13 protein-coding genes are annotated in these 12,669 nt (G+C 63.4%); 3 read left to right on the plus strand and 10 right to left on the minus strand.

What is annotated here, in order from left to right:
- Window positions 1–9: 9 nt before the first annotated feature.
- From IFU00_02835 to IFU00_02875, 9 genes are all read right to left on the minus strand, one after another.
- Window positions 10–501, minus strand: a complete 492-nt coding sequence (locus IFU00_02835) for a type VI secretion system tube protein Hcp (GenBank protein ID MBD8541215.1) — start codon at window positions 499–501, stop codon at window positions 10–12.
- A 172-nt stretch (window positions 502–673) separates the two neighbouring features.
- Window positions 674–2,137 carry a ribonuclease G gene (gene rng / locus IFU00_02840; GenBank protein ID MBD8541216.1) on the minus strand — a complete coding sequence of 488 codons (1,464 nt, stop codon included), beginning with the start codon at window positions 2,135–2,137 and terminating at the stop codon, window positions 674–676.
- A 78-nt stretch (window positions 2,138–2,215) separates the two neighbouring features.
- Window positions 2,216–2,833 carry a septum formation inhibitor Maf gene (gene maf / locus IFU00_02845; GenBank protein MBD8541217.1) on the minus strand — a complete coding sequence of 206 codons (618 nt, stop codon included), beginning with the start codon at window positions 2,831–2,833 and terminating at the stop codon, window positions 2,216–2,218.
- A gap of 59 nt (window positions 2,834–2,892) precedes the next feature.
- Complete coding sequence (gene rlmH, locus IFU00_02850) at window positions 2,893–3,363, minus strand: 23S rRNA (pseudouridine(1915)-N(3))-methyltransferase RlmH (GenBank protein ID MBD8541218.1); 471 nt, start codon at window positions 3,361–3,363, stop codon at window positions 2,893–2,895.
- 6 nt (window positions 3,364–3,369) lie between these two features.
- The gene (gene rsfS, locus IFU00_02855; GenBank protein MBD8541219.1) at window positions 3,370–4,098 is read right to left on the minus strand and encodes a ribosome silencing factor; all 729 of its coding nucleotides are present in this window, start codon (window positions 4,096–4,098) and stop codon (window positions 3,370–3,372) included.
- Window positions 4,098–4,760 (minus strand): nicotinate-nucleotide adenylyltransferase, encoded by a 663-nt coding sequence (locus IFU00_02860; protein MBD8541220.1) that lies wholly within the window; start codon window positions 4,758–4,760, stop codon window positions 4,098–4,100. The genes rsfS and IFU00_02860 overlap by 1 nt, the downstream gene beginning before the upstream one ends.
- Window positions 4,760–5,671, minus strand: a complete 912-nt coding sequence (hemF, locus tag IFU00_02865; GenBank protein ID MBD8541221.1) for an oxygen-dependent coproporphyrinogen oxidase — start codon at window positions 5,669–5,671, stop codon at window positions 4,760–4,762. The genes IFU00_02860 and hemF overlap by 1 nt, the downstream gene beginning before the upstream one ends.
- 81 nt (window positions 5,672–5,752) lie before the next feature.
- Window positions 5,753–7,018 carry a phosphoribosylamine--glycine ligase gene (purD, locus tag IFU00_02870; GenBank protein ID MBD8541222.1) on the minus strand — a complete coding sequence of 422 codons (1,266 nt, stop codon included), beginning with the start codon at window positions 7,016–7,018 and terminating at the stop codon, window positions 5,753–5,755.
- A gap of 13 nt (window positions 7,019–7,031) precedes the next feature.
- Window positions 7,032–7,757, minus strand: coding sequence for a YebC/PmpR family DNA-binding transcriptional regulator (locus IFU00_02875; GenBank protein MBD8541223.1), 726 nt, complete (start codon window positions 7,755–7,757; stop codon window positions 7,032–7,034).
- 187 nt (window positions 7,758–7,944) lie between these two features.
- Here IFU00_02875 and IFU00_02880 point away from each other — a divergent pair, with 187 nt between their 5' ends.
- Complete coding sequence (locus tag IFU00_02880) at window positions 7,945–8,922, plus strand: quinone oxidoreductase (protein MBD8541224.1); 978 nt, start codon at window positions 7,945–7,947, stop codon at window positions 8,920–8,922.
- Window positions 8,919–9,071, plus strand: coding sequence for a hypothetical protein (locus IFU00_02885; GenBank protein ID MBD8541225.1), 153 nt, complete (start codon window positions 8,919–8,921; stop codon window positions 9,069–9,071). Before IFU00_02880 ends, IFU00_02885 begins: the two co-directional genes overlap by 4 nt.
- Before the next feature lie 72 nt (window positions 9,072–9,143).
- On the opposite strand, the gene IFU00_02890 is transcribed toward IFU00_02885, so the two are convergent.
- Complete coding sequence (locus IFU00_02890) at window positions 9,144–9,797, minus strand: DUF4136 domain-containing protein (protein ID MBD8541226.1); 654 nt, start codon at window positions 9,795–9,797, stop codon at window positions 9,144–9,146.
- 188 nt (window positions 9,798–9,985) lie between these two features.
- On the opposite strand from IFU00_02890, the gene pepN reads away from it, so the two are divergent.
- Window positions 9,986–12,643, plus strand: coding sequence for an aminopeptidase N (gene pepN, locus IFU00_02895; protein ID MBD8541227.1), 2,658 nt, complete (start codon window positions 9,986–9,988; stop codon window positions 12,641–12,643).
- The last annotated feature ends 26 nt before the right edge of the window (window positions 12,644–12,669 follow it).

Below are 12,669 nucleotides of genomic sequence, written 5' to 3' on the forward strand. Positions count from 1 at the left end.
TCCTGTCGCTCAGCAGATACGATTAACAGCCAGATCCCATCCGCCGGCAGTGAGGCCTTTGGCACCACCACCAACCTTCTGCTGTGTATATCGCCACTTCACCTTCGAGTATTTGAGGCTCAAATGCTCAGACAAGATTTCGCCTTCGTTGATTTCAGGTGCTACTTCGCTCACCAGGACATTGGTCATTTCCACTTCAAAGTACTTGATCCGTTCGCCAAACCCATCGGCACGGAAAAACTCAAGGCGACCGGAGGGAATAGTCCTTCCAATTGCACAGTGTTGAAGAAGGATTGGCGTGGCCAAGTCGGAGATTTTTCGAAGTGCCAAGCTGGAATGTTCACAACGCTCCGCGGTGTGACCGCCTCCAGTGGAACTGGTAGCAGATTTAGGCTGAACGATCATCCAGTCAGCCATCGTGCATTCAATCCAACCTGGGTGCTGACTATCGGCGGATTCGCCCTTGATACCGTCTAACTGAAGATACACATCGATGGCCATGGAAGCTCCTTTAAAGGGCTTCAATGTTGCAGCGAAGTCTCTCCACTAATATTGAAATGACGCAAGGGCGCTTAACATGCGATCTCGTCGCTGCTAGCCGATGAATGGCGTGGGCAACGCAAAAACGCGTGCCTGGTGATCAGAAATGCGCAATCAGCCTTGCCCATAATTGCTACATCAAAATCACATCGTACTGTTCCTGGTGATACCCCTTCTCGACCTGCAGCGAAATGCGCTTGCCGATGAAGTCCCCCAGCATGGCCAGGTGTTGCGACTCTTCTTCCAGGAACAAATCGATCACTTCCTGTGAAGCGACGATGCGGAATTCGCGTGGATTGAACTGCTTGGCTTCGCGCAGCAGTTCGCGCAAAATTTCGTAGCAGATCGTGCGGCTGGTTTTCACTTGGCCCTTGCCCGAGCAGGCCGGGCAGGGTTCGCACAGGATGTGGGCCAGCGATTCGCGCGTGCGCTTTCTCGTCATTTCCACCAGGCCCAGTGCCGAGAAATTGCTCACGGAGACCTTGGTGCGGTCGCGTGCCAGGGTTTTCTTCAGCTCGGCGAGCACCTGGTTGCGGTGCTCGTTGTTCTCCATGTCGATGAAGTCGAGGATGATGATGCCGCCCAGGTTGCGCAGGCGCAGTTGACGGGCGATGGCGTGCGCCGATTCGAGATTCGTCTTGAAGATCGTGTCGGCAAAATTGCGCCCACCAACGTAGCCGCCCGTGTTGACGTCGATGGTCGTCATCGCCTCGGTCTGGTCGACGATCAAGTAGCCGCCCGACTTCAGGTCGACGCGGCGCCCGAGCGCGCGCAGGATTTCTTCTTCGACACCGTACAGGTCGAACAACGGGCGCTCGCCCGTGTAGTGCGCCATGCGCGACAGTACGCTCGGCGTGTAGACCTGCGCGAATTCGACGAGCTTCAGGTAGTTCTCGCGCGAGTCGACCTGGATGGTGGCGGTTTCGTCGTGCACGAAGTCGCGCAGCACGCGCTGGGCCAGCGATAGGTCTTGATAGAGCAGGGTGGTCGGCGGCCGGGTGCGGGCGCCCTGGACGATGGCGCCCCAGGTCTTGCGCAGGTAGTCGACGTCGGCGGCCAGGTCGTCGTCCGGCGCTTCTTCGGCCATCGTGCGTACGATGTAGCCACCTTTTTCGTCGGACGGCAGCATGCCTTGCAGGCGCGTGCGGAGGCGTTCACGCTCGCTTTCCTTTTCGATTTTCTGCGAGATGCCGATGTGCTGGTCTTGCGGCAGGTACACCAGCATGCGCCCTGCAATGGAGATCTGGGTCGACAGGCGCGCGCCCTTGGTGCCGATCGGGTCCTTGATGACCTGGACGGTCAGCACCTGGCCGTCGAACAGCAGCTTTTCAATCGCGGTCGGAGGAACGTTGGCGCCGTCGTGGCTGCGCGCTTCCCAGATGTCGGCCACGTGCAGGAAGGCGGCGCGTTCCAGGCCGATGTCGATGAAGGCCGACTGCATGCCTGGCAGCACGCGCACGACCTTGCCCAGATAGACATTTCCCGCCAACCCACGCGTGAGCGTGCGCTCGATGTGCAGTTCCTGCACCGCGCCTTGCAAGACCAGCGCGACGCGTGTTTCCTGCGGCGTGATGTTGATGAGAATATCTTCGTTCATGGACCCTGCCGCACGTATTGTTCAGGGTGATCATGATACACGCTCACGGCGCATCGCCGGGGCGGGAAGGCGATCAATTCAGACCGTCAGGCCCGCCTTGCGCAGCAAACTGGCGGTCTCGAACAGGGGCAGGCCCATGATGCCCGAGTGGCTGCCTTCAATGTGCTCGATGAACAGTGCGGCCGGGCCCTGGATGCCGTAGCCGCCGGCCTTGTCATAGGGTTCGGACGTCGCGCAGTAAGCGCGGATCTGTTCCGGCGTGAGTTTGGCAAAACGCACGTTCGATACCTGCGTGACCTGCTCGGCCACGCGTTCAGCGTGCACGGCAACCGAGGTCAGCACCTGGTGCGTGCGACCCGACAGGCGCTCAAGCATGGCGATCGCCTCTCGGTTATCGGCTGGCTTGCCGAGAATCTCGCCATCGATCGTGACGGTCGTATCGGCCGTCAGTACCGGGCGCAGCGGCTGGCGCCGTTGCAGCAGCAGGTTGAAGGCAAACGCGCCTTTTTCCTTGGCAACGCGCGCTACATAATGGTGCACGTCTTCGTTTGCCAACACGTCTTCGCTGACGTCCACTACGCGGGTCGGATCGCTGCGCAGCAGCATCAGCTCGAAGTCCACGCCGATCTGGCGCAGCAATTCACGTCGGCGCGGGCTTTTCGAAGCGAGGTAGATCTTGTTCTGGTTGTTTCTCATCGATTCGGACGATCAGGCAGGGCTGTCGGGCAGGTAAAGAATTACTGCAGAAGCAAAATTCAGACCCGGTGATAAGGGTGATTCTGGGTGATCGACCAGGCACGGTACAGCTGCTCGGCCAGCATCACCCGCACCATACCGTGCGGCAGCGTCATGCTGGAAATACGAATCAAGCCTTCGGCACGCGCCTTGAGCTCGGGATCGAGGCCATCGGCGCCACCGATCAGGAACGCGGTGTCGCGCCCGTCACGTTGCCAGGTTTCCAGCTGCTGCGACAGGCCGACGCTGGTCAGGTCGCGGCCACGCTCGTCGAGCGCGATGATGCGTACGCCCTTCGGCAAGACCGCCTCGATACGCTCGCGTTCGAGCGCCATCGCCGTGGCAGCGGTCTTGCTGCCGGACCGTTCGACCGGCTTGATTTCCTTGAGCACGATGCGCAGCTCGGGTGGCATGCGCTTCGTGTACTCGGTGAAACCCGACTCAATCCAGGCCGGCATCTTGTGACCGACCGCGGCAATGATCAGTTGCATGAACGCTTACTCGGCATCCTTCTTGATACGACGGATCACTTTTTTGGCCGGCGCTTCGACCGCTGGCGCTTCTTTCGGCGCGGCAGCTTTCACGGCGCGCTTCGGCGGCTTGGCCTTGGTTGCTTCGACAGCGGCGGTCTCGGTCTTGCTCGGGTTGACCTTCACGGTCTTGCCGGTTGGGACAGCCTTGGCGGCGACCTTCTTGGCAGCCGGCTTCTTGGCAGCAGCAGGGCCTTCGGCAGCGATGGTCTTGGCGACCGTGGCAGCGCGCTTGGCGGCAGGCTTGCGTTCGTTGACCGGCTTGGCCTCGACCTTGTCCTGGTTGGCGGCAAGGTGCTTCGACTTTGGCTTGGCTTCGTCGGCTTCAGCGCCTTCAGCGGTCGACTTGCGCTTGGCGGCGCCCAGCTTGACCGGCTTTTCGCCCCAGATTTCTTCGAGACGGTAGTACTGGCGAATGGCCGGCTGCATGATGTGGACGATGATGTCGCCCAGGTCGACCAGCACCCATTCGCCGGTGTCCTCGCCTTCCATGCCGATGACGTCGCCGCCGGCAGCCTTGACCTTGTCGCGCACCGATGCGGCCAGCGACTTGGTCTGGCGATTCGAAGTGCCCGAGACGACGGCGATGCGGTCGAACAGGCTGGTCAGGTGCGTCGTGTCGAACATGACGATGTCCTGGCCCTTGACATCTTCCAGGGCGTCAACGACGAGGGTTTGAAGTTTCTTGAGATCCATTAGTTTTTGTACAGGTTATGTTGTTGAATATAGTCTAGCACTTGCGCCATTGCGAGCGCGTTTGCGTCCGCTTCGAGGCCCGCGTGCAAGGCCGCACGAATGCGGCTTGACGAAATGTCGACGTCCAGCGTCGGTGCGAGGCAAACTTTTCCGTGGCTGCTTGCGCGCACGGTGTCGGGCGTCGCAAGGCGCGTCGACAATTCTTGTGCCACCGGTGGTGGCAAGGTTTCTTGCGCCAGGTCGTAACCCGGGCGCGTGGCCACCCCCAGATTGGCCAGCGCGAACAGCTCGCGCCATTCATTCCAGGTATCCAGATTGCGCAGCTGGTCGGCGCCCATCAGGAATACGATCGACGCCTGCGGGCCGAGTTCCCGCCGCAGCGCGCGCAGGGTCTCGACCGTGTAGGTTGGCGTCGTGCGTTCAATTTCCTGCAGGTCGAACACGACGTGCAACTGGTCGTTGTTCAGTGGCTTGAACGCCAGTTCGAGCATCGCGATGCGATGCGCGTCACCGGCTTCCATGCCGTTCTTTTGCCAGGGCCGGCCGGCCGGCAGGATGCGCAATTCGTCCGCCTGCAGCAAGCCGCAAAACAATTGGCCCAGCGCGACGTGGCCAAGATGCACCGGATCGAAGCTGCCGCCCAGCACGGCGATGCAGGCCATCACGGCGCGAGCCAGTCCCGGTGCGGCAAAAAGTCGGTCGCCAGGCGCGCTTCCGGGCTGCCCGGCTCGGGGTGCCAGTCGTAGCGCCATTTCACGATCGGCGGCATCGACATCAGGATCGCCTCGGTGCGTCCGCCCGACTGCAGGCCGAACAGCGTGCCGCGGTCCCACACCAGGTTGAACTCGACATAGCGGCCGCGTCGGTACGCCTGGAAATCGCGCTCGCGCTCGCCGTACGGGCGGTCCTTGTGGCGCGCCAGGATCGGCAGGTAGGCCGTGGTAAAGCTGTTGCCGACGCTTTGCATCAGCGCGCACGACTGCTCGAATCCCAGTTCGTTCAGGTCATCGAAAAAGATGCCGCCCACGCCGCGCGCTTCCTTGCGGTGCTTCAGATAAAAATACTCGTCGCACCAGTTCTTGAAGCGCGGATGCAGCGTCGGGCCAAACGGCGCCAGTGCGTCATGGCAGGTCTGGTGGAAGTGGCGCGCGTCGGCCTCGTCGCCGTAATACGGCGTGAGGTCCATGCCGCCGCCGAACCACCAGACCGGCTCTTCGCCGGCTGCGGTTGCTTCGAAAAACCGCACGTTCATGTGCACCGTCGGCGCATACGGATTGCGCGGATGCAGCACCAGCGACACGCCCATCGCTTCCCAGGCGCGGCCCGCCAGTTCGGGGCGCACGGCGCTGGCCGACGGGGGCAGGGCGGCGCCCATCACGTGCGAGAAGTTCACGCCGCCGCGCTCGAACACATTGCCTTCTTCGATCAGGCGCGAAATGCCGCCGCCGCCTTCGGGCCGTTCCCACGCATCGCGCAGGAACGGCTTGCCATCGACCTGTTCGAGGTCCTGGACAATACGCGCCTGGAGGTCGAGCAACCAGGCCTTGATGGCTGCGCTATGGAGGGAAGGCATGGAACGATCGCGGTCGGGAAATGAAAAGAGCGCAGATTGTACACCTGCGCACGTGGTGGTCACTCGTTGTGAGGATGGTGCTTACTTAATGCCGCGCCAGCCGATGTCGCGCCGGTACTGCGCGCCATTGAAGTGGATCTTCTCGACCGTTTCGTAGGCGCGCTTCTGTGCCATCTTGACGCTGTCGCCCAGACCCACGACGCATAGCACGCGGCCGCCACTGGCTTGCAGCGTGCCGCCCACGACGCGCGTGCCGGCGTGGAAGGTGACGCATTCGGGCGCTTCCGGCGGGATACCGTCGATGACATCGCCCTTGCGCGGACTGTCGGGATAGCCGGCGGCGGCCATCACGACGCCCACGGCGGTGCGGCGGTCCCATTCGAGTTCGACCGTGTCGAGCGTGCCGTTGCAGGCGTGTTCGAGCACAGTGGCGAAGTCGCTCTTCAGGCGCGCCATGATCGGCTGGGTTTCCGGGTCGCCCATGCGGCAGTTGAATTCCAGCGTGCGCGGATTGCCGTCGGCATCGATCATCAGGCCGGCGTACAGGAAGCCCGTGAACGGAATGCCGTCGCGCGCCATGCCCTGGATGGTCGGGTTGATGATTTCGCGCATTACGCGTGCATGCATCGATGGCGTCACGATCGGCGCCGGCGAATACGCGCCCATGCCGCCCGTGTTCGGGCCCTGGTCGTGATCCTTGAGGCGCTTGTGGTCCTGGCTCGTGGCCAGGGCCAGCACGTTCTTGCCGTCACACATGACGATGAAGCTGGCTTCTTCGCCGGCCAGGAACTCTTCGATCACGATGCGCGCACCGGCGTCGCCGAAGGCGTTATCGGCCAGCATATGCTCGACCGCGCCATGTGCTTCTTCCAGCGTCATGGCCACCACGACGCCCTTGCCGGCCGCCAGGCCGTCGGCCTTGATGACGATCGGAGCGCCGTTGGCGTCGATGTAGGCGTGGGCGGCAGCAGCGTCCGAGAAGGTTTCGTACTTCGCGGTCGGGATGCCATGGCGCTGCATGAACGACTTGGCGAAATCCTTCGAGCTCTCGAGCTGCGCCGCTTCGCGGGTGGGGCCGAAGATCTTCAGGCCGCGCGAGCGGAACAGGTTGACGATGCCGGCGGCCAGCGGTACTTCAGGGCCCACCAGCGTCAGCGCGATGTGCTCGGCCGTGACGAAGTCAGCCAGCGCCTGCGGCTCGTGCAGGTCGACCGTCACCAGGCGCGTGTCGAGTTCCGTGCCGCCGTTGCCGGGAGCGACGAAGACCGTCTGGACGCGTTCCGATTGGGCCAGTTTCCACGCCAGAGCGTGTTCGCGGCCGCCCGAGCCGACTACGAGAATTTTCATATTGCCTACCAGGTTATTCGTCGATCACGGCGTTGGTGAACACTTCCTGGACGTCGTCCAGGTTTTCCAGTGCATCGAGCAGCTTTTGCATCTTGATCGCGTCGTCGCCCGTGAACACCGTTTCGGTGGCGGGTTTCATGATGACTTCGGCCACTTCGGCCTTGAAGCCGGCCGCTTCGAGCGCTTCTTTCACCGATGCGAAGGCGTGCGGATCGCACAGCACTTCGAAGCCGCCTTCGTCGTCGGCCGCGACATCGTCGGCGCCGGCTTCGAGCGCCGCTTCCATCAGCTTGTCTTCGTCGACGCCCGGCGCGAACAGGAACTGGCCCGTGTGCTGGAACATGAAGGCAACCGAACCTTCGGTGCCCATATTGCCGCCGTTCTTGCTGAACGCGTGGCGCACTTCGGCCACGGTCCGCACGCGGTTGTCGGTCAGGCACTCGACGATGATCGCCGCGCCGCCGATGCCATAGCCTTCGTAGCGCACTTCTTCGTAGTTGACGCCTTCGAGCTCGCCCGAACCGCGCTGGATGGCGCGCGTGACGTTATCTTTCGGCATATTGGCATCGGCCGCCTTCTCGACTGCCAGGCGCAGGCGCGGATTGGACGGGATGTCGCTGCCGCCCATGCGCGCGGCGACGGTGATTTCCTTGATCAGGCGCGTCCAGATCTTGCCGCGCTTGGCGTCAGTTGCGGCCTTTTTGTGCTTGATATTGGCCCATTTGCTGTGTCCAGCCATGTCGAGAATTCCTTAGACGGTATGCAAGAGTGGCCGACATTCTAGCATAGCGCCCCCTTGCAAAAAGGTCCAAGGGCCATCGAGCCAGGGTCACGAATCGGCATGGAAACAACAGTCTGGCGCGCCGGTGCTTTCGCCGGCGGCGAGCACGAATACGGTATTCTTGGTGCACACAAAGGAGAACTGCATGCACGCCAAAGCAATCCGCATCGCCGCCAATGGCGGCCCCGAGGTGATGGAGTATGTCGATGTTGACGTCGGGGCGCCCGGCCCGGGCGAAATCCTGCTGCGCCAGCACGCGATCGGCCTGAACTTCATCGACGTGTACTTTCGCACCGGCCTGTACCCGCAACCGCTGCCCGGCGGCCTGGGCAAGGAAGGCGCGGGCGTGGTCGAGGCGGTGGGCGAGGGCGTGACCAATGTGCAGCCGGGCGACCGCGTCGCGTACGCCGGCGGGCCCAACGGCGCCTACGCCGATCTGCGCGTGCTGCCGGCCGCGGTCGTCGTCAAGCTGCCCGACGCGATCTCGTTCGAGACGGCAGCGGCCATGATGCTGCAGGGCCTGACGGTGCAATACCTGTTTCGCTCGACTTACCCGCTGCAGGCCGGCCAGACGATCCTGTTCCACGCTGCCGCCGGTGGCGTGGGCCTGATCGCCTGCCAGTGGGCGCGCGCCCTTGGCGTGCAGCTGATCGGCACCGTTGGCTCGAAAGAGAAAGGCGAACTGGCGCTGGCGCACGGCGCGGCGCACGTCATCAACTACAACGACGAAGACATCGTCGCGCGCGTGAAAGAAATCACGGGCGGGGCCGGCGTGCCGGTGGTCTACGACTCGGTGGGCAAGGACACGTTTGCCGCATCGCTCGACTGCCTGCAGCGGCGCGGCCTGATGGTCAGCTTCGGCAATGCCTCGGGCGCCGTGGAGCCGTTCACGCCTGGCGAATTGTCCAGGCGCGGTTCGCTGTACATCACGCGCCCGACGCTGTTCGACTACATGACCAATCAGCAGGAAGCCGAGGCGATGTCGGCCGAGCTGTTCGAGATGGTCACGAGCGGCAAGGTGACCATCAACGTCAACCAGACGTTCCCGCTGGCACAGGCGGCCGAGGCGCACCGCGCGCTCGAGTCGCGCCGCACCACCGGTTCGACGGTGCTGCTGCCATGAGGGATACCCGGGACGAGCCGCCGTTTGCGCCGCCATCGCGGCCGGCAAACGATGGGGCGCCGAAGTTCGGGCGGCTGCTGGTCGTGCTGGTGCTGGCCTTGCTGCTGGTCGTGGCCATCACGTTCGGGTCGGAGGCGTATTTCAGCTAGCGGTCAATAGACGGACGTAAAAAAAGCCAGGCAGCGTTGCCTGGCTTTTTTACGTCCGTCTTCAAGGCCTGGTCAGGTGCCCGGTTCTTTTGTGACCACCACGCGGCGCGCGACGCCCGACTGGCCAGGGAAGCCCTCGAAAGCGCTTTGCACCAGCGCCGGCATGACTTCGGGTGTCGACATATTGCGGCTCGTGTTGTGCACGGTCACTTCGAACAGGCGCTTGCCGTCGCGCGATGACTTGATCGCCACCTGCAGCTCGCGCCGGTACTGGTGCTCGATCGACGTCTGGTAGGACGGGTACGGGCCCCAGAACGGATCGTAGAACGGGCTGTACCAGCCGCCCCAGTAGCGGCGGTTGAAGCCGCCGCGATAACCGCCGTAGCCGAAGCGCGCGCTCGGATAGAAGTACGGCGTCATCACCGGTTCGATCACGCGCACTGGCACGTCGGTGGTGGTAAAGCGCATCGCCACGGTCAGCGCCGGCGTGGCGCCGTTGGCATCGCGGAAGCCCTGGCGCGCCAGCTGGGCACGCACCAGGTCCTGGTAGCTGCGCCACTCGAGGGTATCGTCCTGCGGCGACGGCACTTCAAACACATAGCTCTTGTCGGCAATCTGCGCCGGCCATTGGTGGAACGTGGTGACATCGCTGCGGATGCTCGTCGCGCAGCCGCCCAGCAGCAGCGCGAACGCGGTACCCAGAGCGATGGTGATGAAGCGTTTCATGCAAATCTCCCGTTTGTCTTGTCGGTCTTTCCCCGATCTTCAAGATTACCCCTTGTTCAGATTCAGGGGAGCCACTTTTACACCCGGTTACCGTGCCTACAAAGCGATACATGGCAATTCGTCGGCGGCGATCCAAAAGCTTGTTGGTAAAATAAGCCCCTCATCCACTGTGTCAGCCCGAGCCGATCATGCGCACCGATACGCCCCAGACCATCTTCCGCAAGGACTATACCCCGCCCAGCTATCTGGTGGATACCGTTGAACTGGGCTTCGACCTGGACCCGGCGCGCACCGTCGTGGCCAGCCGCCTGACGCTGCGGCGCAACCCGGCCGCCACTACGCGCGGCATCGAACTGCATGGCGAAGACATCGAGCTGGTGGCGCTGCGCCTGAATGGCAAGCTGCTGGGCAAGCGCGACTACACGCTGGCCAATAACCTGCTGACGATCCGTTCGGCGCCCGACGACGTGGTGCTAGAGATCGAGTCGCTGTGCGCACCCGATAAAAACACGACGCTGAGTGGCTTGTACGTGTCCAACGGCAACTTCTTCACGCAGTGCGAAGCCGAGGGCTTCCGCCGCATCACGTACTTCCCGGACCGCCCGGACGTGATGGCCAAGTTCACCGTGATGCTGCGCGCCGACAAGGCCCGCTATCCGGTGCTGCTGTCCAACGGCAACCTGATCGAAGAAGGCGACCTGGACGATGGCCGCCACTATGCATTGTGGGAAGACCCGTTCAAGAAGCCGTCATACCTGTTCGCCCTGGTCGCCGCGCAACTGGTCTGCCAGGAAGAAACCTTCCGCCTGGCCGATGGCCGCGACGCGCTGCTGCAGGTGTGGGTCGAGGATGGCAACCTGGACAAGACCGACTACGCGATGCAGTCGCTCAAGCACAGCATCCGCTGGGACGAAGAAAAATACGGGCTCGAACTCGACCTGGACCGCTTCATGATCGTCGCCACGAGCGACTTCAACATGGGCGCGATGGAAAACAAGGGCCTGAACATCTTCAACACCAAGTTCGTGCTGGCCAACCCGCGCGTGGCCACCGACATCGACTTCCAGGGCATCGAAGCCGTGGTGGCGCACGAATACTTCCACAACTGGACCGGCAACCGCGTGACGTGCCGCGACTGGTTCCAGTTGTCGCTGAAAGAAGGCTTGACGGTGTTCCGTGACCAGGAATTCACGGCCGACATGATCGGCACCGCCACCGGGCGCGCCGTCACCCGCATCGACCAGGTGCGCACGCTGCGCCAGGCGCAGTTCCCGGAAGACGCCGGCCCGATGGCGCACCCGGTGCGGCCCGACTCGTTTGTCGAGATCAACAATTTCTACACCGTGACGGTGTACGAAAAAGGCGCCGAAGTCGTGCGCATGTACCAGACGCTGTTTGGCGTCGACGGTTTCCGCAAGGGCATGGACCTGTACTTCGCGCGCCATGACGAGCAAGCCGTCGAGTGCGATGACTTCCGCCGCGCGATGGCCGATGCCAACCACCGCGAACTGGGGCAATTCGAGCGCTGGTACAGCCAGGCCGGCACGCCGGTGCTGCGCTTCGAAGGCCGCTGGGACGAAGCCGCACAGACCTACACGCTCACGCTGTTCCAGTCGTGCCCGGCCACGCCCGGCCAGCCCGAAAAACTGCCGTTCCACATCCCGGTGGCCGTTGGCCTGCTCGACGCCGCCGGCGCCGACATGCCCCTGGTCGTCGATGGCCAGCAGCGCGGCACGACTGCCGTGCTCGAACTGACCGAGGCCGAGCAGACCTTCGTCTTCACCGGCGTGACCGGGCAGCCGGTGGCCTCGGTGCTGCGCGATTTTTCGGCGCCGGTCATCCTGCAGGGCGGCTACACCGATGCCGACCTGCTGCACCTGTTCAGCCACGACAGCGACCCGGTCAACCGCTGGGAAGCAGGCCAGCGCCTGGCCATGGAACGCCTGTTGAAACTGACCGGTGAAGCAGGTAGCAAGGACGATGCAGCCGCCAGCCTGAACCTGGACGAGACCTTCATCGAAGCGCTGCGCAAGATCCTGGTCGACGAAACGCTCGATCCGGCCTTCCGCGAGCAGTGCCTGACGCTGCCCTCCGAATCGATGGTGGCCGAGCAGCTCGACTGCGTCGATCCGCTGGCCGTGCACATCGCGCGCCAGTTCGTGCGCGCCGACCTCGGCGCGCGCCTGCGCAGCGAGCTCATGGCCCAGTACGAGGCCAACGCCACGCCCGGCCCCTACAGCCCGGACGCCGCCTCGGCCGGCAAGCGCGCGCTGAAGAACCTGGCCCTGGCCTACTTGAACGCCGCGCCGGACGCCGCCAGCGTCGCACTGGCGCAGCGCCAGTTCGATGAAGCCGACAACATGACTGACCGCGCCGCGGCGCTTTCTGCCCTGGTCGCCGCGCGCGTGCCGCAGGCGGCCGACGCGCTGGCCGTGTTCTATGATGAATTCCAGAACGAGGCGCTGGTCGTGGACAAGTGGTTCGCGATGCAGGCGTCAAGCCCGACCACCGATCTGGCGGCCGTGCGCGCGCTGATGACGCACCCGGCCTTCACGCTGCGCAACCCGAACCGCGCGCGCAGCCTGGTGGCGATGTTCTGCGTGAACAATCCGGTACAGTTCCACGCGCCGGACGGCAGCGGCTACGCCTTCTGGGCCGAGCAGGTCATCGCGCTCGACGCACTGAACCCGCAAGTGGCCAGCCGTCTGGCGCGCGCGATGGATCGCTGGCGCCGTTATGCGCCGTCGCTGCAGTGGCAGATGCGCGAAGCCTTGCAGAAGGTGGCGGGGCAGGTCAAGCTGTCGAACGACGTGCGCGAGATCGTCGGCAAGGCGCTGGCCAACTAAACACATTCAACACAACCTGAGGAACC

The sequence above is a fragment of the Oxalobacteraceae sp. CFBP 8761 genome, assembly GCA_014841595.1.
Taxonomy (GTDB): domain Bacteria; phylum Pseudomonadota; class Gammaproteobacteria; order Burkholderiales; family Burkholderiaceae_D; genus Telluria.